Here is a 24,138-nt window from a genome sequence, read left to right as displayed (position 1 = left end):
TACGCCCGGCACGTCCCCGGTCCTCCATGCCCGCCGGCCAAAGGGTCGGCGGGGCGCACGGACCGGGGACCACGGCCCTTGGGCCACGGGCCACGGCATCCTGTCCCCCAGCAGCGCCAGGTTCTCGATGGCGGCCAGCCGTAGAGCGCGGTGTCGTTGGTGGAGACCCAGCCCGCCTCGCCGCCCGGCACGAGCGTGACCGGCCCCGTCAGCTTCTCCGTGACCCAGGGCTGGGACTCCTTGGAGCCGTCGCGGTCGTAGAACTTCTCCCAGGCCCGCCTGGCGAGCGCCTCGTCGCCGGTCCTGACGGCCGCGTACGCGTCGAGCCGCGAGTGGCCCTGGAACAGCAGCAGGGAGCCGAAGTCCGGGTCGTACCGCTCCTTCTGCTGCGCCTTGGTGGCGTTGAAGTAGCGGCAGTAGTCCAGGTACGCCTCCTCGAACGCGGGCATGTCGACGAGGTCGATCAGCTCGGCGCACAGCTCGTTGAGGCCGAAGACCGCCGACAGGTGGGAGACGGACACCACCGGCTCGGAGGCGACCGCGAACCTCCCGGTGCCGAGGTCGTACAGGCCGCTGCCCTGGACGAAGCCGTTGGGCTGCGCGGCGATCGTCTCCAGGGTGGACAGCACGCGCGCCCTGGCCTTCTCCCGCTTGGGCCCCTTGCGCTCCCACCCGGTCAGCCAGGCGGAGGCCAGGCCGCTCCAGTCGGTGCCGAAGCCGATGGACAGCGCGTGCCGGTCGGGCGTGCAGGGCTCGGTGCGGATCTTGCGGATCGGGTCGAGCACGAGGAAGGTCTCGTCGCAGTCGACGTTGGCGTGCATGAGGTCGCCGACGCGCTCGTCGCCGGTGAGGAAGTAGTAGTGGCGCCGGTAGGTGGTGCTGGCGATGCGCTGCTGCTTGGCGCTGTCGGCGTAGTGCTGCACGCCGTGCCGGGTGCCGGGGCCCGCCCGCTCGCCGAGGTGGTGGACGTCGACCTCGCCGGTGTGCCGGGTCATCGTCTCGGCGAAGCGGAAGACCTCCGCGCGGCCCGAGCGCAGGCAGGCGAACCACAGCCACAGGTCGGGCGAGAGCTCGGAGTTGTCCCAGGCGTAGCCGCCCACGTCGTAGCGCCACTGGTGGCGGACCGTGTCGTAGCTGTGCATGACGTCGCCGTAGCCCCGGAAGCCGTACCAGCGGCGCTGCTCCACCTGGTCCTTGTAGTAGGTGAAGAGGAAGTCCAGGTGGTCCTCGATCCTCGCCTTGGCCGGGGGGAGCGGCCGGGCTCGGAGTACAGGCCGGGACCGAAGACCCCGGCCCCGATGAGCTGCGCGGGCGGGGCGGCGAGCTGCGGCGGCACGCGGACGGCCGCGACCTGCTCGGCCGGCTTCTCCGGCGCGGGCGTCGGGGCGTTGGCCCAGAAGAGCAGTTCGCTGGTGCGGGCGATGCCGTAGGGGGTGCCGAAGCCGGGCTCGTAGTCCTCGTAGGTGATGTCGAGGCCCTCGGTCTGCCGCGCGTACGTGTCCTGGCCCATGCCGTCGTGGTAGAAGCGCGGGTCCATGGGCTGGGCCTCGGGCGACCAGAGCCAGCGGGTGACCTCGGCCTCGTCGGTGTGGGCGTCGCGGACGTCCGGCTGGGCGGGGAACTTCTCCCAGAAGTCGCGCAGGCCGGAGGAGAACCCGCCGCTCGGGCCGCCGACGTAGCCGAACCCGGCGGCCGCCGCCGGCGCCGATCCAGCCGTGCCCCTTCCCGGTGCGCTTGCGCAGGGTGAAGCCGTCGGCGGAGAACTGGGAGAGGGTGTAGTCGCCCGCTCGGGGATGTACTGGAGCCGGGTGGTGACCCGCTGGTCCCAGGTCGAGGGGTCGGGCAGCCTCTCCCCCGCGAACTGCGCGGCCTGCACGGCGGCGCCCGGGTCACGGCGCAGCCCGGTGACGCCCTTGACCGCCTCGCGCAGCAGGCCGGTGCCCTCGCCGCCGATCGGGATGGGTGCGAGGACGTAGGTGCTGTCGCCCTCCGAGTCGTAGCGCACCGCGAAGTTGTCCCAGGTGAACTCGGCGGCCGCGAAGCCCGGGGCGAGCGCCGACTTGGGCTTGACCTGCTCGACCTTCTTGGGGTCGGTGACGAGGCCGGCCTTCACGCGGTTGCAGCCGTCGGTCCGCCACTCCGTCAGGTCGGCCTGGCTGAAGCCGAGTCCGTCCTTCGTGAAGAACGCCTTCCCGTTCTGACGCGGATACAGGTCGTAGAGGTACATGATGCCGAAGCAGCCGGTGTCGCCCGCCACGTTCCGGGTGTCGTGGATCCTCTTCAGGGCGTCGGAGAACTCGTCCCAGGTCCAGCCCCGCTCCGGCTCGACGCCCGCCTTGTCGAGGACCTTCTTGTCGATCACCAGGGACACGGTGTTGGCGCCGGCCGGAATGCCGACCTGCTCTCCGTCGACCTGCCCCACCTTCTCGACACCGTTCCGAAAACCGTCCATGCTCGGATTGCCCACGTCTATTTGCGACTTGAGATCGAGCAGAAAGCCTCTCTTGTCGTACTTCCGCAGGAAAGTGACGGAGTTCTGGAAAACGTCCGGCGAATTCCCACCGGCCGCCTGCGTCTGGAACTTCTCCCAGAAGGCGACGCAATCCTGGAAGTCCGTCTTCACCTTGGTCTTCGGATACTTCTTCTCGAAGAGCTCGACGGACTGGTTGATCCGCTTGGCCCGGTCCTCCGAACCCCACCAGGCGCAGCGGTTGGCGACCGTCCCGCCCCCGTACCGCTGCCGCCGCCGCACCCCGTCGCGGCGGCCAGCCCCAGCGTGGTCAGCGAGGCGCCGACCGTCTTGAGCACCGTCCGCCTCTCCACACCCCTGTCGCCCCCCACAGCCGGGACCTCCCCGCGACATCGTCGACCACTTGCACGGACCGCTTGCGTGAATCGTTTCAAGTAAGCGCTTGCTGAAGCACGGCGCGAAGGCGGTTCGGGCCCGTCAGTGAATCGGACGGGACCGACGGTCACGAATTTCCGAACGCGCTCTGAACCGGGGCGGATTCGCAGGTGGAGCGGGAATGGTCGATCCGTCGAACAGGGGGTCGAGGAAGGCGGGGCCCGCGTGGCCGCGACTCACCTGTGGTGCACCTGTGGTGCGTCTGTGGCGGATGTGCGGCACGTACACCGTTACGAGGGGAAGGCCCGTCATGAGGAGTGGGGGCCGGCTTGCTTTCTTCGGGCGGTTCTCCGCGGTTGGGGCCGGTCGCCACGGACGGAACACCGATCTCCGCGACCGGTCGGGGGGTCGGCATCCCCTGTCCACGACCGGCCGGGATGCCGGCGTCCCCGGCCTGCCGGGATGCCGGTATGCATGATCGGCCGGGATACCGCCGCCCATGACCGGCCGGAGGCGGCGGCCCCGATGGCCGGCCGAAACGCCGGCCCTGACGCCCCGTCAGGGATTCGGCCTCGCCGACCGGTGAGGGCGCCGGTCCTCGGTCAAGTCGTTCCGTACCGCGCCGGGGCGAGCGGGGCGCGGGGCGGCGCGTCCCGCTCCGCAGCGGTCCGCGGTGCGCCGGTGCTCCACTCCGGACCCATGCCGGACTATGCCGGACGCTCATGCCGGGGTGTGCACGCGCACACGCGCCGTCGGACGGTTCGCGTTCGCGGGGAGCGGGGCCAGGGCCGGAACGGCGGAGGGCCGCGCACAGCGGCGCGGAGGACGGGGCCGGGCGGAACGGGAGGAGCCGCCTCGGCGGACGTGCGTACCGCGCCGGCGGACGGCCGCGGAAACGCCGATGGCGGTCGGTCCCCGTGCCTCACGGGGACCGACCGCCATCGGGACGGTGGGCGATACTGGGTTCGAACCAGTGACCTCTTCGGTGTGAACGAAGCGCTCTCCCGCTGAGCTAATCGCCCGGGCGCAGGAAGAACATTACCCCATGTCAGGGGGTGCGTCCGACCATCCCCTCCCCCGGCAGACGGGCCACCGCTACTCCTCGATCCTCCACGGCATCTCGAAGCCGAACTTCGAGACGTAGACCGCGCACAGCACAGCGATGATCACGAGGCCGACGGTGGTGAGGACGATGTTGCGGCGTCGCACCTCGGGATCCAGGGCGCGCTGCGCCGCCTCGGTGACCTTGCGCTTGGTCCAGCGCAGCACCACCTGCGCCCAGACGAACTCGGTCGCCCAGATCGCCATGCCGGCGAAGATCACCAGCCAGCCGGGGCCGGGCAGCGGCAGCATGATCACGCCCGCCACGACCACGGCGAGCCCCACCACGAAGACGCCGACCTGCCAGCTCAGATGAAGCGCGCGACGCGCCTTGACGAATTCCGGCGCACGGGATCCCAGCGCCGGGTCCGCCTTCGTCCCTTCGGCGGCCACGACGGCCTCGTCCGTTTTGTGACTCCCCGTATTCATACGGCCAAACCCTACCGGAGCGAAACCGGTCACTGAAATGGGCGCAGCAGACGAACGCACACTCGGCCGTATGAGCTACCTAAAGAGACGCAAAACACTCAGAGGGGTTTACAACGGCACCGTAGGTGGCATGTCGATTTCGCCGACGTGCGAATCCCCGAGCGCACACTGAGCGAAAGGCCCTGGCGCTTATGAACACCACGGTCAGCTGCGAGCTGCACCTGCGCCTCGTTGTGTCGAGCGAGTCCTCACTGCCTGTTCCCGCAGGACTGCGGTATGACACGGCCGATCCCTACGCCGTGCACGCCACCTTCCACACCGGAGCCGAGGAGACCGTCGAGTGGGTGTTCGCCCGCGACCTCCTGGCCGAGGGCCTGCACCGGCCCACGGGCACCGGCGACGTCCGAGTCTGGCCGTCCCGCAGCCACGGTCAGGGCGTCGTCTGCATCGCCCTGAGTTCCCCGGAGGGTGAGGCTCTGCTGGAGGCCCCCGCGCGGGCCCTGGAGTCGTTCCTGAAGCGAACGGACGCCGCCGTGCCCCCCGGCACGGAACACCGTCATTTCGATCTCGACACGGAACTCTCGCACATCCTGGCCGAGAGCTAGGACGAGGCTCCGCACCCAAGCAGCCCGGCGCCGTCGACTCGGGGAGACGGCTCGGGCCCGGACAAACGCATACCGCATACGGCGCGCACACCGGTGTCGTCCCGCGCTCTCACGTGGGACGACACCGGTGTGCGCGCGTTACGGTACGGATCGCCCCCGATCTGCGGACACGCTCTCCCCGGCCCGCGAGCAGGGTTCGGCCGCCCCGGGCCCGCGTACGGGCTTCCGTCCCGGCACCGGCCTCCCGCGCTCCCGCTGACGCTCCGTGTCCGCGCACGGGGTGCCCGTCGCCCTCCGCCAGGGCGTCCGCGGCCGCCGCGGCCGCCGCTTCCCGCGGACGCACCGGCTCCCGGGGGCGGAACCGCTAGCATCGGCCAGCATCGGCGGGCGCCCGCCCGACCCTCAGGCCAGGGAGCTGAACGTGCTGATCACCCACGACACCCGGTGCGCCCTCGACACCGTGGTGGACCTGGTGAACACCGCGCCGGAGGACGACGCGGCGGCGGACGGGCTCGCGGACGTCGCCGCGCTGGACGACTTCGTACGCAACCACAAGGTCAGCGAGATCGGAACGCTGTCGGAGTTCGACCTCTCCGCCGTGCGCCGGATACGCGGACGCTTCGCGGCGATCTTCGAGGCGCCCGACGCCCGGACCGCGGCCGGGCTCATCAACGATCTGGTCGCGGCCGCCGGCACCACGCCCCGGCTCACCGACCACGACGGCTACGACTGGCACGTGCACTACTTCGCGCCGGGGGCGTCGCTGTCCGACCACCTCGCGGCCGACTGCGGGATGGCGCTGGCGTTCTTCGTGGTGGCCGGTGAGCAGGAACGGCTGCGACGCTGCGAGGCGCCCGACTGCCGGCGCGCCTTCGTGGACCTCTCCCGGAACCGCTCCCGCCGGTACTGCGACAGCCGCACCTGCGGCAACCGGCTGCACGTGGCGGCGTACCGGGCGCGCCGCAAGGAGGCCGCGGGCTAGTGCCGTGGGCCTGCCGACTGCGGGCTCACGAATCCGCGGGGTCGCGGGTTCACGGGCTGACGGAGGCCCCGGCGGGTAACGCCAGGGACTCCGTGTACGGCTCAGAGCAGCAGCAGGTCGTGCAGCGAAGCCATGAGCAGCAGACAGCCAATCACCGCAAGGAAGATCATCAGCGGTGGCTGGGAGAGCGCGAAGAGGCAACCGCGCCGCTCCTTCGGCGGAGCGGCGGTGTCGCTTCGGGTTGTGTCCAGCATCTCGCCGCGATGATGACGCAGTCGGCGACCCCGGCGCGATCAACACGCCCGCTTTATGGGGGAGTTAGCCGAAATCCGTGACACGGCGGGGGTGACTGTGCAGACGGCGCGAAAGCCCCTTGCGCACGTCCGTGTGGCGCGTGTGCCGCCTGCTGCGCGTGTTGCTCCCCCGTACGCCGCGCCCGGCGCTCATATGCCGTGCTTCTTCAGGATCGCCTCGATGTCGCTGAAGTCGTCGGCGGGGTCGGCGGACCCGGCGCTCCCGGCCGCCTTCGGCCGCTCGGCCGGGCGCGCCGCCGGACGGGCGGCGCCGCCCAGCGAGGGTGCCGACGCGCCGGGAGCCACCGCGCCGCGCCGCGCGGCCCGCGCCGCCCTGCGCTCCGCGCGGGTGCCGCCGCCGCGCCGCTCCACCGCGCGCGTGGTCGCGAACAGCAGCCAGGCGCCGCCGAGGAGGCCGAAGCCGACCCAGGCCGTCGGGCTGAACGCCGTCTCGGCGGCCCAGGCGACCGCTCCAGTCAGCACCAGGCCGATCGGCACGAGCGCGTAGGCGGCCGTGCGGGCCGCGGCGAGGAAGCGCCTGCGGTACGCGGCGACCGCGGCGATGCCCAGGCCCGCCGCGGACACGGCGGCACAGACGGTCTCGGCAATCATCCGGTCCTCCAGGCTCTGGGCGGGACGGGTCGGGCGGGGCCGGCCGGGTCGGGCCGCGTGCTTCCGTCCCCTCCATCGTGCACCGCCGCCCTCCCGGCGTGCCACGGTCCGGCGGGACCTCAGGGACATCTCCGGGTAGCCCCTCGTCCGCAGGTCCGGCCCTGGACCGGGGGCAGTGGGACCACAGGGGGAGACGGGACGGCGGAGGCGGGAGGGCGGGGTCGAAAGTCGGCGGTCCGGGCGGCGGCGGGGGCCGCGACGACGGGTACCGGCCATCGGACGGCGGGCCTTTCCGGCGTGCCGCCGCACCGCGTCGTGCGGCCGTCACGGCGGCTGGGACACTGGTGCGCATGAACGACTCCTCCCCCGCGCGCTCCGCCGTCCCCGTCCTGGACGTCTGGTGCGAACTCCAGTGCCCGGACTGCCGCAGCGCCCTCGACGACCTGCGCGCGCTGCGCGCCCGCTACGGCGACCGGCTGGAGCTGCGGCTGCGGCACTTCCCGCTGGAGAAGCACAAGCACGCGTTCGCGGCCGCGCAGGCCGCCGAGGAGGCCGCCGAGCAGGGACAGGCGTGGCCGTACGTCGAGGCCGTGCTCGACCGGGTGGAGCGCCTTGACCGCGAGGGCGAGTCCCTCCTCCTGGAGGTGGCCCGCGACCTGGGCCTGGACGCCGAGGAGTTCGACACGGCCCTGATCGACGGCCGGCACATCCTGATCGTCGACGCCGACCAGGCCGAGGGCAAGGCGATCGGTGTGACGGGCACCCCCACGTACGTCGTCGGCGGGCAGCGGCTCGACGGCGGCAAGAGCCAGGAAGGGCTCCGCGAGCGGATCGAGGAGATCGTCGACCGCCTGCTGGCCGAGCAGGACCGATAGCACCGCGCCGGCCGCCCGGCTCCCCGTCCGCTCGGCGCCCGGCCCTCCCGGCGGGCGGATGCCGGGCTCCCGCCCGCGGGTCCGGGGCTCGCGGGCCCGCCCGTTCACCGGACTCCGGAGCACCGGCTCACAAGGGCTTGTACAGGTGGTGCACGACCGTCTCGTAGCCCAGGGACTCGTAGAGGCGCTCGGCCGCGGTGTTGCCCGCGAAGACGTTGAGGCCGACGCGGTCGAGCCCCTCCTCGGCCGCCAGGCGCTCGGCCAGCCGCATCAGGGTGCGGCCGTGCCCCCGGCCGCGGTGGCGCGGGTACGTCTCGACCTTGTACACGAAGGAGACGCCGTCGCGGGGGGCGAGCCACAGGAGGCCGACCGGTTCTCCCCCGTGCTCCAGGACGGCGAGACGCGTGCCCTCGGTGGCCGGCCCTTGGGGCAGCAGCCTTTCGTGGTCCCGTTGCGCCTTGGCGTACGCCTCCGCCTCGGGCACGCCCCGTTCGATCCAGCTGCGGGCGTAGCTCTCCCGGGTGGCGGCGTACCAGGAGGAGTACTCCTCCTCCGTCATGGGGCGCGGGCGGCTGCCCTCGGGCAGCGCGGGCGGCACGGCGCCCAGCTTCTTCTCCATGCCCCTGTTGCGCAGCACGTAGCCCAGGACCGTGGCGAGCCCGAGGGCCCCCTCGGCGGCCGCGGGCACGCTCGCCTCGATACGGCGGCAGCCCCAGCCGCGCGCCACCTCCTCGGCGGCGAGGGCGGCGACCGTGGCGCGGCCCCGCCGGCGGTCCGGCTCGTCGACGGACAGGGCGCGGATCTCGGCGACGGAGCCGGAGGGGCCGGTCCCGGGACGGGTCGCGAGGTGGATCGCGCCCACGGGACGGCTGTTCACGCACACGTTGTAGTGCCGTGACAGCGTCCCGTCGGCTGCGCGCTGGAGCGGCTCGGTCGGCCGCAGGGTCGTGGTCATCAGGGGTGTTGTACCCGTGCCGGGCCCGCGGGTCATCCGAATAACGGCCGCCCGCCGTCCCCGCGGAGCCTCCCGCGGGCCCTTGCGGGCACGGGGTCCTCAGGGGTCGAGGTCCTCCCCCGCCCGCTCCTCGAAGATCCGCATGGCCTTGGCGGTCACGGGCCCGGGGGTGCCCGGCAGTTCGCGGCCGTCCACCCGGTGCACGGCCTGCACGTCGCGCAGCGTCGAGGTCAGGAAGACCTCGTCGGCGCGGTCCAGGACGTCCAGCGGCAGATCGGTCTCCTTGGCGCCGGTCCACTCGACGGCGAGCTCGCGCGTGATGCCCGCGAGGCAGCCGGAGGCCACCGGCGGCGTGTGGATCTCCCCGTCCAGGACCACGAAGACGTTGGAGCCCGTCCCCTCGCACAGCTGCCCCACCGTGTTGGCGAAGAGCGCCTCGGAGGCCCCGGCGTCGCGGGCGCGCGCGAGGGCCAGGACGTTCTCCGCGTACGAGGTGGTCTTCAGGCCCGTGAGGGCGCCCCGCTCGTTGCGGGTCCACGGGACGGTGATCACGGCGGTGGAGTCGGGGCGCCGGGCGGACGCGCCGAGGGCGACGACCAGCGTCGGCCCCTCGTCCCCGCGGTCGGAGCCGAGCGGTCCGTGGCCGCCGGTGTAGGTGATCCGCAGCCGGCCCAGCGGCATCGGATTGGCCTCCAGCACGGCGGCGCAGGCCCGGCGCACCTCCTCCAGGTCCGGGTCGGGCAGCCCGAGGCCGCGCGCCGACCGGGTCAGCCGGTCGAGGTGGCGGGTCAGGGCGAAGGGCCGCCCGTCGGTCGCCTTGACCGTCTCGAAGACGCCGTCGCCCACGGTCAGTCCGTGGTCGAGGACGGAGACGCGGGCGGACTCGATGTCCCGCAGCCCGCCGTCGAGCCAGAGTTTCACTGCGCATCACCTCGTGAGAACGCGCCGGGTCCGTCGCCCGACGGCCTGGTCCGGCCGGGGCCCCGGTCCGCGCCCGGTCCGCCGCCCGGGCCGGCGTCCGCGGAGGGGGCACCGGCCGCGCGCGCCGCACCACTCGCGTCGTACGCCCCTGTGTACGCCCCTGACGCTACAGCGAGCAGCCGGGACGCCTTCAGCTCGGTCTCGCGCCATTCGCGCTCCGGGTCGGAGCCCCAGGTGATGCCCGCGCCCGTGCCGAACCGCAGCACGGCCGCGCTCCCGCGGGCCCGGCCGTCCGGGCCGCCGGTCGGGTCGGTGCCGTCGGTCCGGCCGGTCCGGTCGATCCAGAAGGTGCGGATGCCCACCGCCAGCTCGCCGGTCCCCCGGTCGGCGTCGACCCAGCCGATGCCGCCGCAGTACGGGCCGCGCGGCGCCGTCTCCAGGGCGCCGATGATCCGCAGGGCGCTGGACTTGGGGGCGCCGGTGACGGAGCCCGGCGGGAAGGCCGCGGCCAGCAGCTCGGGCCAGCCGGCGCCGTCGCGCAGCTCGCCGCGGACGGTGGAGACGAGGTGGACGAGGCCGGGGTGCTTCTCCACCACGCACAGGTCGGGGACCGTGACCGACCCCGTGGCGCAGACCCGGCCGATGTCGTTGCGGACCAGGTCGACGATCATCACGTTCTCGGCGTGGTCCTTGTCGAGGAGGTCCGCCTCGGTGCGCCCGGTGCCCTTGATCGGCCCCGACTCCACGGTCCGGCCGGTGCGGCGCAGGAACAGCTCGGGCGAGGCCGTGGCTATCTCGACGTCGTGGCGGGGCAGCCGGACCGTCCCGGCGTACGGAGCGGGGTTGCCGCGCGCCAGCAGCGCGGTCAGCGCGTCCACGTCGGCGTCCGGGCCGACGGGCGCGGACAGGACGCGGCAGAGGTTCGCCTGGTAGACCTCGCCGGCGGCGATGTGCTCGCGGATGCGGCGCACGCCCGCGGTGTACGCGGCGCGGTCGAGCGACGACGTCCAGTCGCCGGGCGCGGGGCCCCGCCAGCGTCCCGGCACCGGGAGGGGGACCGGCCGCCGGCGCACCGTCGCGAACCGGGCGCACACCAGCCGCCCCTCGAAGCCCGCGCAGACGGCCCAGAAACCCGTCGACTCCAGGGCCTCCGGGTCGTCGGTCACGTCGACGAGGTCGGTGGCCACGAGGTCGCCGAAGCGGGCGAGAGCAGGCAGATCGTGCACGGCAGCGAGTGTATGGCGGGCGGCCCGGGGGCGGCCCCGCCGTGGCCGGGCGTGAGCGCAGCGCAGCACGCTGCACAAACGCGTTTTTGTGCTGGCTCCGGAATCCGCTAGAGTTCAACACGTCGCCGGGACGCGGAAGCGGACCGAACCGACAGGCGGACGTAGCTCAGTTGGTAGAGCGCAACCTTGCCAAGGTTGAGGTCGCGAGTTCGAGCCTCGTCGTCCGCTCGAAGGAACCGGAGGGTCCCGATCCTCCGCACTCCTGGTGGAGTGGCCGAGAGGCGAGGCAACGGCCTGCAAAGCCGTCTACACGGGTTCAAATCCCGTCTCCACCTCCAAGGACGATTAGCTCAGCGGGAGAGCGCTTCCCTGACACGGAAGAGGTCACTGGTTCAATCCCAGTATCGTCCACTGATCCACACGGACACGGTCCACGAGGATCCCCGCGCGATTAGCTCAGCGGGAGAGCGCTTCCCTGACACGGAAGAGGTCACTGGTTCAATCCCAGTATCGCGCACGCAGTACGCACCATCTGCGTCACTCGCACCACGGCACCGCTGATACCGTCAGCAGGTACCGCCCGCGCGATTAGCTCAGCGGGAGAGCGCTTCCCTGACACGGAAGAGGTCACTGGTTCAATCCCAGTATCGCGCACAGACCGGATCCCCCGGCCGTCTCGTACGGCCGGGGGATCCGTCGTTCCCCGCGCGTCGCGTCGTCCTGCGCGCGTCGTGGTGAGGGCGGTCGGTCCCGCGGGCCCCGCCGGATGCGGGGTCCTGCGGACCGGGCCGTGCGATCAGGACGAGAACAGCATCCGTCCGAAGCTCTTCTGGCGGTGGCCGTGGTGGCCGCCGTAGTGACCGCCGTGGCCGCCGTGCGGGGCGCCCCACGCGGGTCCGGGCGGAGCGGCCGGGTATGCCTGGGGGGCCGGCGGGGGCGGGCCGGGCTGCGACCACTGCGCCTCCAGGCGGGACAGCGCCTCCAGCTCGCCGTAGTCGAGGAAGATCCCGCGGCACCCGCTGCACTGCTCGATCTGGACGCCGTTGCGGTTGTAGGTGTGCATCGGCGCATGGCACTTCGGACACTGCATGCTCGGTTCAACTCCTCGCCGGTCGGAACTCTCTCCAGGACAGACTCTGCCCCGCCACGCTTTGGTTGCACTCTCAGCGAACGACTGCGCCGGGAGGTTCCGGTGGGGCGGCCCCCATCCGGGCACAGGCGTCGACCACGGCCTGCTCCACCTCGTCCAGGGGACGGCCCGCCGCCACCGCCTTGGCCACGGCCAGAGACGCCGTCTGCACGGCGAGGGCGCGGGCGGGGACGTCCAGCGCGGGCCAGGGGTCGGCGCCGGCGCCCGCCGGGACGGCGGGACCCCCGGCCGCGCGGTACGCGCCGAGGAAGCGGTGCCACGCGTCGGACGGGAGCAGGCCGCAGGCGAACCAGGTGGCCGGGCGCGCCAGGTCCCAGGCCGGGTCCCCGAGGCCCAGGTCGTCGACGTCGATCAGCAGCCAGCGCCCGGCCGGGGCGGGGTGGCGTACGAGCTGGCCGAGGTGGAGGTCGCCGTGGCAGAGCGCGGCCGCGTGCGTCGCCGGGGCCTCGTCCCTCGCCCACGCGGGCAGGGCGGCCCAGGCCCGCAGGACCGGCGCGGACGCCGGGTGGGGGCCGGCGGCGCGCAGGCGGGCGACCGCGCGGGCCGCCTTGGCGGGGCCGCGCATCCGGGGCAGGCCGGGCGGCAGCGCGTCCGGCGGGGTCCGGTGCAGCCGGGCCAGCAGCTCCGCGGCCTCCTCCCAGGGCGCGGCCCCCGGGTCCTCCGGGTCCACGGGCGTGCCGTACGGCCAGAGCGTGACCGGACGGCCGTGCAGGTCGGCGGCGGCCGGGTCCAGCGGGGGCAGGAGGACGCCGGCCAGCGCCGGGTGCGCGGCGACGGCGAGGCGCGCCGCGAGCCCCGCGCGGTCGGTGCCGTGGGCGTGCGCCTTGGCGACGGCCCCGGCGTGCCGGACGACGGTGCCGTCGGGACGCTCCGCGAGCACGCGGGAGTCGTCCCCGCAGGGACAGACGTCCGCCCCGGGGTGAACCGGCCCCGGGGCGGCCGGTCCCAGGGCGACCGAGCCCGGGGCGGCCGGTTCCGGGGCGACCGGTTCCGTCCAAGGGCGGGCCGCCGGACGCGCCTGATCGGCCGGGGAGTCGGCGGAGCGGGCCGCCGGACGCGTCCGATCGACCGGAGATCCTCCGGAGCGAGCCGCAGGACACGTCCGGTCGGCCGGGGGTCCTCCGGGCCGGGCCGTCGGCCGGGACCGCTCGGTCGGCTCCGTCCCGGGGTGGGCCGCCGCGCGTGCCCGGGCGGTCAGGGCGGAGAGGATGTCCGCCGCCGGCGGGGTGGCCGTGGACGGGGCCTCTGTGGTCACTCGGTCTCCCCGGTTCGTCCGTCGCCCGGTGCTGCTGCCGCCCGTGCTCCCCGTGAGCGTACGCAGACAGGACAATGCCCGCGCAGCTCCCCAGCTGCGCGGGCATCTGTGCCGTCCGCCGCACCCCCGTCCCCACGGGGTTTCCTGGCCGGATGTCCCCGCCCGGACCGCTCTTCCGGGCCTGGGGTCGCCGCTCAGCGCCCCAGCATCACGCCCACGGACGACGCCTGTGTGACCACTGCGTCCCAGCCTCCGAAGACGACCACGAGCAGGGCCGCCAGAGGAAGGACCATCGCCGTCGCCACCAGCGGGTGACGCCGGCCGGGCCGGGGCGCGCCGAACGCTGCTGCGTACGCCTTGCGCCCCTGGGTGCGGAGCATCGTCCGCGGTGCCGTGTCCGCCATGGTCCCTCTCCTGACCGTTCTGTGTTCCCGTATGCCTCGGTACCTGCGGCGGCGGGTGTCCACCTCGGGGGACGAGTGCCGCACCCGCCGCTCGACATCGAATCTATGCGCGCGGCGGGCGCGGGGCGTCATGCCCTCGTACCGATCGGCGGGCCTCCCGGAGGATGACCGGTGACCTGCCGCGTACTCCCCTGGGTGGAGACGGGGTCCTACGTCTCGGGGTCTTCCCCGAGGGGACGCCCTCCGGGTCCCCTGCGCTCCGAGTCGTCCTCCCGCGGAACGGGCTGCTCCACCAGCGCCAGCACCCGGTTGGCCATGAAACGGGCCGTCCGCACCACTGATCCACTACGGGTGACTTCGCTCACTTCGACGACGCCCCTGCGGACCGCGGTCTCCACCCGGCGGCCCGCCCGGCTCGCCACCACCTCGTACGTACGTGTCGTGTCGCCGGCGTCCACGACTATCTCCACCCGGTCACCCTTCACGGACCCAATCCCCCTTCGGTGCGCGACGGTTGGGGATCCGCGCAGCTCACGGCCGTACGGTCCCCCGCGGTGCCTGACCACCACTCAAGTTTCGCACCCGGCACCGACAATCGATCGGATCGTGAGGGCGCGGCCTCTGCGCGCACCCGGGCGCGGAAACGTAAGCTGTGGCTCGTCAGACGGACCGGGCAGCGGGGATGGACATGGCGATGATGCGCCTGAGGCGCGAGGACCCGCGTGTCGTCGGCTCGTTCAGGCTGCACCGGCGGCTCGGCGCGGGCGGCATGGGGGTCGTCTATCTGGGCTCCGACCGCCGCGGCCAGCGGGTCGCGCTGAAGGTGATCCGGCCCGACCTGGCCGAGGACCAGGAGTTCCGCTCCCGGTTCGCGCGCGAGGTGTCCGCGGCGCGGCGGATCAGAGGCGGCTGCACCGCCCGGCTCGTCGCCGCCGACCTGGAGGCCGACCGGCCGTGGTTCGCCACCCAGTACGTCCCCGGCCCCTCCCTGCACGACAAGGTCGCGGAGGAGGGACCGCTGTCCGCGGCGGAGGTCGCCGCCGTCGGGGCCGCCCTCTCCGAGGGCCTGGTCGCCGTGCACGAGGCGGGCGTCGTGCACCGGGACCTCAAGCCGTCGAACATCCTGCTGTCCCCCAAGGGACCGCGCATCATCGACTTCGGCATCGCCTGGGCGACCGGGGCCTCCACGCTCACGCACGTCGGCACGGCCGTGGGCTCGCCCGGGTTCCTGGCGCCCGAGCAGGTGCGGGGCGCCGCCGTCACCCCGGCGACCGACGTGTTCGCCCTCGGTGCCACCCTCGCGTACGCCGCGACCTCCGACTCCCCCTTCGGGCACGGCAGTTCCGAGGTGATGCTCTACCGCGTCGTGCACGAGGAGCCGCACCTGGACGGGGTGCCGGACGCCCTGGCGCCGCTCGTCAGCGCCTGTCTGGCCAAGGACCCCGAGGAACGGCCGAGCACGCTGCAGCTGTCGCTGCGCCTGAAGGAGATCGCGGCCCGCGAGGCGCAGGGCGTGGGCGCCGTCCGCCCGCCGTCGCCCCGCGCCGGCGAGGCGGACCGGCCCACCGGCCGCTCCGTCGGCCGCTCCCCCGACAGCCGCACCGGCCAGCGCGTGCAGCGACGGGCCCCCGGCGCGCCGCAGAGCGACAGCCGTACCGACCAGCGCGAACGGCGGCGCGCCCCGGGCACCACTCCCCCGCCCCGCGAGGGCACCCCGGCACCGCGCAACGGCACGCCGTCGCGGCCGGGTTCGGGTTCCCGTCCGGCACCGCAGCGCGGCGTCAAGCGCCCCGGCAGCGGCGGCCGCCCGGCCCCGCGCAGCGGCGCGGGACGCCCCGCGCCCCGGAAGACCGGCGCCGCCCGAAGCACCGGTGCCGGGCGACGGCCCGCCAATCCCCGGCTGCTGCGCCAGCGCCTGATCGTGTTCGTCGTGGTGACGCTGCTGGTGGCGCTCGGCATCGCCGCCGCGCAGGGCTGCCAGGGCCCGGCACGCGGACTCGGCGGCGACGGCGGTGGCAGCGGCGTACGGGAGCAGCGGCACGAGCGCGCGCAGACCGGACACACGATCCCCGGGAACGGGAACAAGGGCTGGGACGAGGACCGGGCCGGGGTGCAGGCCGCGGCCGGCGACGGCGGACCGGCGGACCGGGACGGCGGACGGGGCTGAGCCCGGCCGGGTCCGGTGAGCCCGGCCGTACGGCGTACGCGCAGGTCGGGCGGGACCATCGGCACAGGCGCCGATCATCCGGGGAGCGCGGCGTACGCCCTGGTCAGGCGCAATCGGTGATCAGGCGTACGCGCTGGTCAGGCGTACGCGGCGGCCAGGCGGGCCACGTCTGGCCGCCGCCCCGTCCGGTGCCGCCGATTCGCCGGTCCGAGGCCGTCACGGGCCCGGAGCCGCCGACTCACCGGTCCGAAGCCGTCACGGGTCCGGCGCCGCCGGCTTCCCGTGCCGTCTCGGCGTCTCAGCTCTCCGGGCGGCCCGTCGTCACCGCGTAGAAGGCGACGGCGGCCGCCGCGCCCACGTTGAGGGAGTCGACGCCGTGGGCCATGGGGATGCGCACCCACGCGTCCGCCGCCGCCAGGGCCCGCTTCGACAGGCCGTCGCCCTCCGCACCGAGCATCAGGGCCGCCCGCTCCATCCGGTGCGGGGCGACCTCGTCCAGCGGCCGGGCCGTCTCGTGCGGCGTGAGCGCGAGCAGCGAGAAGCCCGCCTCCCGCACCGTCTCCAGGCTCTTCGGCCAGGGGTCGAGACGCGCGTACGGGACGGAGAAGACCGCGCCCATGGAGACCTTGACACTGCGGCGGTAGAGCGGGTCGGCGCAGTCCGGCGAGAGCAGGACCGCGTCCATGCCGAGGGCCGCCGCCGAACGGAAGATCGCGCCGATGTTGGTGTGGTCGTTCACCGCCTCCATCACGGCGACCCGGCGGGCCGTGCCCAGCAGATCGGAGGCGGCGGGCAGCGGCTTGCGCCGCATGGAGGCGAGCGCGCCGCGGTGCACGTGGTAGCCGGTGACCCGCTCCGCGAGGGCGGGGTCCACCACGTACACCGGCACCGGAAGGCCCTCGACGACGTCGCGCATGACCTCGGCCCACTTGGGCGTGAGCAGCATGGAGCGCATCTCGTAGCCCGCGCCGACGGCACGCCGGACGACCTTCTCGCCCTCGGCGATGAACAGGCCCTCCGCGGGTTCGCGCCGACGGCGCAGCTCCACGTCGGTCAGGTCCGTGTAGTCGTGCAGGCGCGGGTCGCCGGGGTCGTCGACGGTGATGAGTTCGGCCACGGGTTCTGCTGCCTCGTTCTGACTGGGTGCGCCGGTCACGGCCGGTCGGGGGTGGTGGCGTCCGGGCCCACGGTGACGACCTCGCCGATCACGACGACCGCCGGCGGCCTCACGTCCTGGGCCACGACGGTCTCGGCGACCGTGGCGAGGGTGGCGTCCACGCGGCGCTGGGCGGCGGTGGTGCCCTCCTGGACCAGGGCGACCGGGGTGTCGGGCGACCTGCCGTGCGCGACGAGGGTCTCCGCGATCCTGCCGATCTTGTCGACGCCCATCAGGACGACCAGGGTGCCGCGCAGCTTGGCCAGCGCGGGCCAGTCGACCAGGGAGCGGGCGTCGTCGGGCGCGACATGGCCGCTGACCACGGTGAACTCATGGGCCACGCCGCGGTGGGTGACCGGGATGCCCGCGGCGCCCGGCACGGAGATCGAGCTGGAGATGCCGGGGACGACCGTGCAGGCGATGCCGGCCTCGGCGAGGGCCTGCGCCTCCTCCATGCCGCGGCCGAACACGAAGGGGTCGCCGCCCTTCAGGCGGACCACGGCCTTGCCCTGCTTGGCGTGCTCGATCAGGGCGTTGTTGATGGCCTCCTGGGCCATGAAGCGGCCGTACGGGATCTTCGCCGCGTCGATCACCTCGACGTGCGGCGGGAGCTCGGCGAGCAGGTCGCGCGGGCCGAGCCGGTCGGCGATGACCACGTCGGCCTCGGCGAGGAGCCGACGGCCGCGGACCGTGATCAGGTCGGGGTCGCCCGGACCGCCGCCGACCAGCGCGACGCCCGCGGTGCGGGTGCGGTGGTGCGGCGCGACGAGGGTGCCGTCGCGCAGGCCCTCGACCACGGCGTCGCGGATCGCGGCGGTGCGGCGCGGGTCGCGCTCGCCCGCCTCGGTGGTGAGCACGGCGACGGTGACGCCCTCGCTGTGGCCGGTCGCGGGGGTCCAGGCGGTGGCGGCGTCGGCGTCGTCGGAGCGCACGCACCACACGCGGTGGGCCTCCGCCTCGGCCGAGGCGCGGGCGTTGGCCTCGGGATCGCTGGTGGCGATCAGGGCGTACCAGGCCCGCGCGAGGTCGCCCTCCGCGTACGGGCGCCGCTCCCAGGCGATCTCGCCCGCGTCCGCCATGGCCTCGACCGACGGAGTGGCCTGCGGCGAGACGAGGAGGACGTCGGCGCCCGCCGCTATGAGGGCCGGCAGGCGGCGCTGGGCGACCTGGCCGCCGCCCAGGACGACGACGCGGCGACCGGTGAGGCGGAGGCCTACGGGGTAGGCGGGGTGTTCGGCCATGGAGGTGCGGCTCCCTCGTACGGGGTGGTGCGAGACCGGGCCGCTGCGGCGGTGGAGCGGTCCTGACGTGCGGATCCTAAAGGGCGGAGGCGGTGGGCCGCCGGGGCGGGGTCCCGTCCCGGAACGGGCGGGCCCCCCGGAACGGAGGACGTACCCCGGACCGGAGCCGCTCCGTCCCCGAACGGGAGGCCCTCCCCGGACCGGAACGGCTCCGTCCCGGAACGGCTCCGGCCTCCCGCGCCGGTGTCGGCACCGGCCTCGACGCCGACCGGCACCTACCCCAGGGGTTCCCGCTCCGAACCGGGCGGTGTCCTGCCGGAGCCGGGATCCTGTGCCGTCCTCCGCTCCCGGCTCCCCCCTCCCGTCCGGTCGTCGGGGTGCGGGGCGGCGAGGCCCCGCGGCCCGTGCCGGTCCGGTCGACCGGTCGGCCCGGTCCGACCCGTCGGTCCGGTCGACCGGTCGGACCGCCCTGCTACTTCTCGGTCACGCCCGCCGAGTCGAACGTCGCCACCTCGTGCATGGCGCGGGCGGCGCTCTGCACGATCGGCAGGGCCAGCAGCGCGCCCGTGCCCTCGCCGAGGCGGAGGTCGAGGTCGACCAGCGGGCGCAGGCCCAGCTTGTTGAGCGCGGCCACGTGGCCCGGCTCCGCGCTGCGGTGGCCCGCGATGCAGGCGGCCAGCACCTCGGGGGCGATCGCGCGGGCCACCAGGGCGGCGGCGCCGGCGCTGACACCGTCCAGGATCACCGGCGTGCGCAGCGACGCGCCGCCCAGCAGGAGGCCCACCATCGCGGCGTGCTCCAGGCCGCCGACCGCGGCCAGGACGCCGATCGGGTCGGCCGGGTCCGGCTGGTGCAGTTCGAGGGCGCGGCGCACGACCTCGGTCTTGCGGGCCAGCGTCTCGTCGTTGATGCCGGTGCCGCGGCCCGTCACCTCGCCGGGGTCGGCGCCCGTGAAGACGGAGATCAGCGCGGCCGACGCCGTCGTGTTGGCGATGCCCATCTCGCCCGTGAGCAGGGCCTTGTTGCCGGCCGCCACCAGGTCGCGGGCCGTCTCGATGCCGACCTCGATGGCCGCCTTGACCTCCTCGCGGGTGAGCGCGGGGCCGGTGGTCATGTCGGCCGTGCCCGGACGGACCTTGCGCGGCAGGAGACCGGGGGTGGCGGGCAGGTCGGAGGCGACGCCCACGTCGATGATGCAGACCTCGGCGCCGACCTGGTTGGCGAACGCGTTGCAGACCGCTCCGCCGCCCAGGAAGTTGGCCACCATCTGGGCCGTGACCTCCTGCGGCCAGGGCGTGACGCCCTGGGCGTGCACGCCGTGGTCGCCCGCGAAGATCGCGACGGCCGCGGGCTCCGGGATCGGCGGCGGGCACTGCCGGGACAGCCCGGAGAGCTGGGCGGAGATGATCTCCAGCATGCCCAGCGCGCCCGACGGCTTGGTCATACGCTTCTGCCGTTCCCAGGCCTCGCCGAGCGCCTTGGCGTCCAGCGGGCGGATGGCGGTGACGGTCTCGGCGAGCAGGTCGTGCGGCTCGCCGCCGGGCAGCGCTCGCCGGCCGTACGTCTCCTCGTGGACCACCCAGGACAGCGGGCGGCGCTTGGACCAGCCCGCCTGCATCAGCTCGGGCTCGTCCGGGAACTCGTCGACGTACCCGACGCACAGGTACGCCACGACCTCCAGGTGCTCGGGCAGGCCGAGCGCGCGGACCATCTCCCGCTCGTCGAAGAAGCTGACCCAGCCGACGCCGAGGCCCTCGGCGCGGGCCGCGAGCCAGAGGTTCTCCACGGCGAGCGCGGAGGAGTAGGGCGCCATCTGCGGCTGGGTGTGGCGGCCCAGGGTGTGGCGGCCGCCGCGGGTCGGGTCGGCGGTGACGACGATGTTCACCGGGGTGTCGAGGATGGCCTCGATCTTCAGTTCCTTGAACTGCTTGGCGCGGCCCTTGGGCAGCGACCGGGCGTACGCGTCGCGCTGGCGCTGCGCCAGTTCGTGCATCGCGCGGCGGGTGTCGGCCGAGCGGATGACGACGAAGTCCCAGGGCTGGGAGTGGCCGACGCTGGGCGCGGTGTGCGCCGCCTCCAGGACGCGGAGCAGTACGTCGTGCGGGATCGGGTCGCTGCGGAAGCCGTTGCGGATGTCGCGGCGCTCGCGCATCACGCGCAGGACCGCCTCGCGCTCGGCGTCCGCGTAGCCGGGCGCCGCCGGACCCGCGGGGGCCCGCGCCTCCTCGGCCTCGGCCTCCGCCGCCTCCTCCTGCTCGGCGCTGCGCTGCTCCAGGTCCTCCGGGCGCTGCGCGGCCATCGGCTCCGGGGCCTCGGCGGGCACCTCGGCCTCCGCGGGGGCGGGCTCGGCGGCCTCGCCCTCGCGCGGGGCGGGCACGGCCGGGGCGTCGGCGGGCACGGGCGCCGGTTCGGGCGCGACGGCCACCGGCTGCGGTGCCGCGACGGCCTCGGCCTCCGCCTCCGGCGCGGCCGCCTCGGGCACGGTCCCGGCCGCCGGGGCCGGCGCGAGGTGCGGGGCGGTCGGGACCGTGCCCTCGACCGGTACGAACTGCCCGGCGGGCTGGTCCGCGGCGGGGGCGAGCGGCGTACCGGCCTCCACCGGAGCGCCGGTCCCGGCGGGAGCCGCGGGGGCCACGGGCTCGGCGGGAGCCACGGGCTCCGCGGACGCGACGGCGTCGACGAGGACACCTGCTTCCGTGGGAACACCTGCTTCCGCGGGGGCACCGGCCTCCGCAGGGGCACCCGCCTCCGCAGGGGCACCCGTCTCCGCGGATACGTCGGCCTGCGCGAACGCGTCGGCCTCGGCGGGGACGGCGGGAGTGACGGGCTCGGCGGGCTCGGCGGCGGCCGCCTCGGTCATAGCGGCCGCCTCGGCGGCGACGTCCGCCTGGGCCGTCTCCGGCGCCTCCACCGGCACGGCGGGCGCCGGACCGGCGACGGGAGCCGCCTCGGCCGCGGGGTCCACCGGTCCGGCCTCGACGTACCCGGGCTGGGCCTGCGGCTGCTCGTACCGCGCGGCCGGCTCGGTGTCCGGTGCCGCGACGGCGTCCGGCGCCTCGACGGCCTGCGTGGCCTCGGCGGGGACGGGGACGGCGTCCTGCTGCGGTACGCCCGCCTCGTGCGCCGCCGCGTCCACGAGTCCTGCGGCGGGGTCCACGTGCTGCGGCCCGGCCGCGGCGGGCGCGGGCTCCGGTGCCTCGGCACCGTCGGCCTGCTGCGCGGGGTCCGGGTCGGCGGGCACGCCTTCGCCCGTCTCCCCCGCCCCGGCCGCCTGGGCCTCCCCGGCCGCCTGGACGGCCTCGGTCACCTCGACGGCCTGCGGAAGCGGTTCGGGATCCACGGGCGGCTCCGCGCTCTCACCGGCCCCGCCTGCCTGGGCGGGGTCCTGGAGCGGCACGGCAGCGGCGGCCTGCTCCGGGGCCCCGGCCGGCCCGGCCCCCTGCGGCTGAGCCGCGGCTTCCTGCTGAACGGCGTCCTGCGGATCCTGCGGCGGCTGAGCGCCCTCCGGCGCCGGGCCGGGCGCCGGAACCCCGGCCGCCTCGGCCGCGCCCGCCGTCTCCAGCGGTTCCAGCGGCTGCGGACCCGGGACGAACTCCGGCCCCTGGACCGCTTCCGGCCCCTCGGCGGCCGGGACCCCGGGCACCGGCGCCTGCGCGACCGGGGCCTGGCCCGCCAGAACGCCCTCGGCGCCCTCGGCCGCCGGGAAGCCGGCACCGGGCTGCTGCGCCCCGGCGTCCTGCGCCTCGGCGACCGCCTGCGCGGCGACGGGGACGGCCTGCTCCGCGGCCGCGGCCTCGTGGGCCGCGCCGCCCTGGGCCGCCGGCACCTCGGCCGGCACGCCGTGGGCGGGCGTGTGCGTCTGGGGCTGCGCCTGGACCTGGACCTGGGGCTGGGCGCCCCAGGGAGCGGCGCCCTGCGGGGCGGCCTCCTCGCGCGGCGCGTCCGGGTGCCCGGGCGCCGGTGCGGCCGGGGCGAGCGCCGGGCCGCGGTCGGCGAGGGAGCGCACCGGGCTGGCCGAGCCGTCCGGCGTCGGCGGGCCCAGGTGCAGCGGGCGCCGTCCCACGGGCGGCTGGGGCATGCTGCTCGCCGTGTGCCGGCGGACCTCGCCGAGGTCGACCGAGCCGCTGTCCCGGCCGGCCGTCTCGTGCGGACCCGGCTCGTGGACGGCCGGGGCCGGCTGCGGCTCGCCCCAGGCGCCCTGGGCGCTGGGCATCAGCAACTGGTCGTCGTCCTCGGGAGCGGGCTCGGAGAGGTAGGCGTACGCATCCGGCGCGGGGACGCCCGGCTGCTCCACCGTGCCTGCGCTCTCCGGCAGCCCCTCGCCCGGGACCTGGCCGGTGTCGGTCATGCGTACCCCTCGCCCATCGGTTAGTGCTCCTACGCCCTGCTCGCCCGGAGCGGCACGCGGGCCGCCCGTGGAGGACAACGAGCGTTCGTGCCGCGCGGCACGAACGGCCGGTCGACAAAGCCATTAAGTGGCATTGTCGCGGCCGGTCCGCCGCCGCGGCAGCCTGATCCGCCACGGCCCGCTGTGGACTGCGCCACGTTGCGCGCCCTCCGGTTGTGCCGTACCGCCCGCGCCCCGAAAACGAGCGCGTTGTCCGGACATCGACCGACGCACCGTCGATCACCCATTTGCAGTACAACGATCGGCCAGCCTACCGCGCGCGGCGGGGCCGCAGGATCACGGGGCGCGGTCGGGAAGCACCCCGCTGAGCAGGAACGCGACGCTCCGCTCCGTCTCCGTCCAGGCCCGCGTGTCGAGTTCGACGGACTGCAGCAGGGCGCACTCGACCCGGTAGCCGTGCTCGGTCAGGTCGCGGCCGACGCGTTCGGCCGCGTCGCGGGTCGCGGCGTGCGTGACGATGCGCTGCGGCCGGCGGTCGGCGACGGCGGAGACCACCTCGGCGGAGCCGCCCCCGACCCGTACGACATCGGGTTCGGGCAGGTTCTCCAGGACGTGCGGGGCGGTGCCGGACACGACCTGGAGCTGGACGCCGAAGCGCCGGGCGGTGGCCGTGGCGCGGGCGCATGCCTCGGGGTCGCGGTCGACGGCGATGACGGCGGCGCCGCAGCGCGCGGCCTCCACGGCGAACGCGCCGCTGCCGCAGCCGATGTCCCACACGAGGTCGCCCACGCGCGGTCCGAGGCGGGCCAGTTGGGCGGCGCGCAGCAGCTCCGTCTCGCCCTCGCCCAGGCCGCCGCCGTACGCCTCGGCGGGCAGGGCCCAGCCGCGCGGTCCGGCGCCGGGGGCGCGTCCGGCGAGCCAGCCGCCGTCCTCTGAGGAGGTGACGGGGCCGCCGATGACGATGACGACGTTGGGGTCGCGCCAGGTGTGGTCGGCGGCCTTGTCGGAGGTGACGACGCTGACCTGCTCGCGCTCGGTGCCGAGCTCCTCGCAGATGACGAAGGTGCGGTGCACGCCTTCGAGGAGCAGGCCGAGTTCGGCGGGCCCGGCGCCGGGCGAGGTGAGGACGGCGACCTTGCCGTGCGCCCGGCACACGTTCACCGCGCGGCGCAGGGTGCGCGGGTGGGCGACGACCACCTGGGCGTCGTCCCAGGGCATCCCGGCGCGGGCGAAGGCGGCGGCGACGGAGGAGACGGCCGGGACGACCTCCACCTCCAGACCGAACTCGGGCGCGCGCAGGGTCCGTACGACGCCGAAGAAGCCGGGGTCCCCGTCGGCGAGGACGACGGCGGTGCCGCGGTGGGCGGCGATGCGCCGGGCGGCGAGGGCGACGCTGCCGAGGCGGACGCGTTCGGCGGCGGGCGGTACTTCCGGGAGCGCCAGGTGGTGGGCGGCTCCTGCGACCAGTGTGGCGGCGCCGAGTGCGGAGCGCGCCGCGGCGGTCAGCGGCGAGCCGTCCCAGCCGATCACCGTGACCCGGTCGGCCATCGTTGTCAGTCTCCTGGGGTCTTCG

At 75.0% G+C, this 24,138-nt stretch carries 18 protein-coding genes, 6 tRNA genes and 2 pseudogenes; 9 read left to right on the top strand and 17 right to left on the bottom strand.

Annotated features, from left to right (window positions below):
• Positions 1-93: 93 nt before the first annotated feature.
• The 4 genes and pseudogenes from IE271_RS25230 to IE271_RS25215 all read right to left on the bottom strand — a co-directional run.
• Positions 94-1,960: pseudogene (locus tag IE271_RS25230) on the bottom strand (exo-rhamnogalacturonan lyase family protein); the annotation flags it as partial.
• Positions 1,934-2,841, bottom strand: a pseudogene (locus IE271_RS25225) (ABC transporter substrate-binding protein); the annotation flags it as partial. The pseudogenes IE271_RS25230 and IE271_RS25225, both read right to left, overlap by 27 nt.
• Before the next feature lie 954 nt (positions 2,842-3,795).
• A tRNA-Val gene (locus IE271_RS25220) sits at positions 3,796-3,867 on the bottom strand.
• A gap of 73 nt (positions 3,868-3,940) precedes the next feature.
• On the bottom strand, positions 3,941-4,375 hold the full coding sequence (locus IE271_RS25215; protein ID WP_190192711.1) for a TIGR02611 family protein: 435 nt from the start codon (positions 4,373-4,375) through the stop codon (positions 3,941-3,943).
• Between the two features lie 191 nt (positions 4,376-4,566).
• Here IE271_RS25215 and IE271_RS25210 point away from each other — a divergent pair, with 191 nt between their 5' ends.
• On the top strand, positions 4,567-4,980 hold the full coding sequence (locus IE271_RS25210) for an SsgA family sporulation/cell division regulator (RefSeq protein ID WP_003959770.1): 414 nt from the start codon (positions 4,567-4,569) through the stop codon (positions 4,978-4,980).
• A gap of 421 nt (positions 4,981-5,401) precedes the next feature.
• Positions 5,402-5,962: a CGNR zinc finger domain-containing protein gene (locus IE271_RS25205; RefSeq protein WP_190192710.1), complete on the top strand. Its 561-nt coding sequence runs from the start codon at positions 5,402-5,404 to the stop codon at positions 5,960-5,962.
• 101 nt (positions 5,963-6,063) lie between these two features.
• Here IE271_RS25205 and IE271_RS25200 read toward each other — a convergent pair whose 3' ends face one another.
• The gene (locus IE271_RS25200) at positions 6,064-6,216 is read right to left on the bottom strand and encodes a hypothetical protein (RefSeq protein WP_190192709.1); all 153 of its coding nucleotides are present in this window, start codon (positions 6,214-6,216) and stop codon (positions 6,064-6,066) included.
• 189 nt (positions 6,217-6,405) lie between these two features.
• Entirely contained in the window at positions 6,406-6,867 is a 462-nt protein-coding gene (locus IE271_RS25195) for a hypothetical protein (protein WP_190192708.1), read from the bottom strand.
• Positions 6,868-7,217: 350 nt separating this feature from the next.
• Here IE271_RS25195 and IE271_RS25190 point away from each other — a divergent pair, with 350 nt between their 5' ends.
• Complete coding sequence (locus tag IE271_RS25190) at positions 7,218-7,742, top strand: DsbA family protein (protein ID WP_190192707.1); 525 nt, start codon at positions 7,218-7,220, stop codon at positions 7,740-7,742.
• Positions 7,743-7,869: 127 nt separating this feature from the next.
• Here the strand turns inward: IE271_RS25190 and IE271_RS25185 are convergent, their stop codons facing one another.
• The 3 genes from IE271_RS25185 to IE271_RS25175 form a co-directional block, all read right to left on the bottom strand.
• Positions 7,870-8,697, bottom strand: coding sequence for a GNAT family N-acetyltransferase (locus tag IE271_RS25185; protein WP_190192706.1), 828 nt, complete (start codon positions 8,695-8,697; stop codon positions 7,870-7,872).
• Positions 8,698-8,796: 99 nt separating this feature from the next.
• Positions 8,797-9,618, bottom strand: a complete 822-nt coding sequence (locus IE271_RS25180) for an aminotransferase class IV (protein WP_190192705.1) — start codon at positions 9,616-9,618, stop codon at positions 8,797-8,799.
• Positions 9,615-10,844 carry a chorismate-binding protein gene (locus IE271_RS25175; RefSeq protein WP_229919555.1) on the bottom strand — a complete coding sequence of 410 codons (1,230 nt, stop codon included), beginning with the start codon at positions 10,842-10,844 and terminating at the stop codon, positions 9,615-9,617. Before IE271_RS25175 ends, IE271_RS25180 begins: the two co-directional genes overlap by 4 nt.
• A 155-nt stretch (positions 10,845-10,999) precedes the next feature.
• Here IE271_RS25175 and IE271_RS25170 point away from each other — a divergent pair.
• The 5 genes from IE271_RS25170 (at position 11,000) to IE271_RS25150 (ending at position 11,498) form a co-directional block, all read left to right on the top strand.
• Positions 11,000-11,072 (top strand) — tRNA-Gly (locus tag IE271_RS25170).
• Positions 11,073-11,108: 36 nt separating this feature from the next.
• Positions 11,109-11,182: transfer RNA gene (locus IE271_RS25165), tRNA-Cys, on the top strand.
• A 1-nt stretch (position 11,183) separates the two neighbouring features.
• Positions 11,184-11,255: transfer RNA gene (locus IE271_RS25160), tRNA-Val, on the top strand.
• 34 nt (positions 11,256-11,289) lie between these two features.
• Positions 11,290-11,361, top strand: a tRNA-Val gene (locus IE271_RS25155).
• Positions 11,362-11,426: 65 nt separating this feature from the next.
• A tRNA-Val gene (locus IE271_RS25150) sits at positions 11,427-11,498 on the top strand.
• Positions 11,499-11,640: 142 nt separating this feature from the next.
• On the opposite strand, the gene IE271_RS25145 is transcribed toward IE271_RS25150, so the two are convergent.
• The 4 genes from IE271_RS25145 to IE271_RS25130 all read right to left on the bottom strand — a co-directional run bounded on the left by IE271_RS25145 (position 11,641) and on the right by IE271_RS25130 (position 14,138).
• Positions 11,641-11,934, bottom strand: coding sequence for a TFIIB-type zinc ribbon-containing protein (locus IE271_RS25145; protein WP_190192704.1), 294 nt, complete (start codon positions 11,932-11,934; stop codon positions 11,641-11,643).
• Positions 11,935-12,007: 73 nt separating this feature from the next.
• A complete protein-coding gene (locus tag IE271_RS25140) occupies positions 12,008-12,943 on the bottom strand; it encodes a phosphotransferase family protein (RefSeq protein ID WP_190192753.1) in 936 nt (311 codons plus the stop codon).
• 500 nt (positions 12,944-13,443) lie between these two features.
• Complete coding sequence (locus tag IE271_RS25135) at positions 13,444-13,653, bottom strand: hypothetical protein (RefSeq protein ID WP_190192703.1); 210 nt, start codon at positions 13,651-13,653, stop codon at positions 13,444-13,446.
• Between the two features lie 209 nt (positions 13,654-13,862).
• The gene (locus IE271_RS25130; RefSeq protein ID WP_190192702.1) at positions 13,863-14,138 is read right to left on the bottom strand and encodes a DUF8836 family protein; all 276 of its coding nucleotides are present in this window, start codon (positions 14,136-14,138) and stop codon (positions 13,863-13,865) included.
• Positions 14,139-14,335: 197 nt separating this feature from the next.
• Between IE271_RS25130 and IE271_RS25125 the strand changes: the two genes are divergently transcribed.
• On the top strand, positions 14,336-15,820 hold the full coding sequence (locus tag IE271_RS25125) for a serine/threonine-protein kinase (RefSeq protein WP_190192752.1): 1,485 nt from the start codon (positions 14,336-14,338) through the stop codon (positions 15,818-15,820).
• 298 nt (positions 15,821-16,118) lie between these two features.
• Here IE271_RS25125 and IE271_RS25120 read toward each other — a convergent pair whose 3' ends face one another.
• The 4 genes from IE271_RS25120 to cbiE all read right to left on the bottom strand — a co-directional run bounded on the left by IE271_RS25120 (position 16,119) and on the right by cbiE (position 24,113).
• Positions 16,119-16,937 carry a TrmH family RNA methyltransferase gene (locus tag IE271_RS25120; RefSeq protein WP_190192701.1) on the bottom strand — a complete coding sequence of 273 codons (819 nt, stop codon included), beginning with the start codon at positions 16,935-16,937 and terminating at the stop codon, positions 16,119-16,121.
• 35 nt (positions 16,938-16,972) lie between these two features.
• Positions 16,973-18,217 (bottom strand): uroporphyrinogen-III C-methyltransferase, encoded by a 1,245-nt coding sequence (gene cobA, locus IE271_RS25115; RefSeq protein ID WP_190192700.1) that lies wholly within the window; start codon positions 18,215-18,217, stop codon positions 16,973-16,975.
• Positions 18,218-18,689: 472 nt separating this feature from the next.
• On the bottom strand, positions 18,690-22,565 hold the full coding sequence (gene cobT, locus IE271_RS25110) for a nicotinate-nucleotide--dimethylbenzimidazole phosphoribosyltransferase (protein ID WP_190192699.1): 3,876 nt from the start codon (positions 22,563-22,565) through the stop codon (positions 18,690-18,692).
• A gap of 336 nt (positions 22,566-22,901) precedes the next feature.
• Complete coding sequence (gene cbiE, locus IE271_RS25105) at positions 22,902-24,113, bottom strand: precorrin-6y C5,15-methyltransferase (decarboxylating) subunit CbiE (RefSeq protein WP_190192698.1); 1,212 nt, start codon at positions 24,111-24,113, stop codon at positions 22,902-22,904.
• Positions 24,114-24,138 lie beyond the last annotated feature (25 nt).

The organism is Streptomyces minutiscleroticus, assembly GCF_014650875.1.
In the GTDB taxonomy this organism is placed as follows: Bacteria; Actinomycetota; Actinomycetes; order Streptomycetales; family Streptomycetaceae; genus Streptomyces; species Streptomyces minutiscleroticus.
Note: the sequence above shows the minus strand (reverse complement) of the source record. Positions and strands in the feature narration are given on the sequence as shown.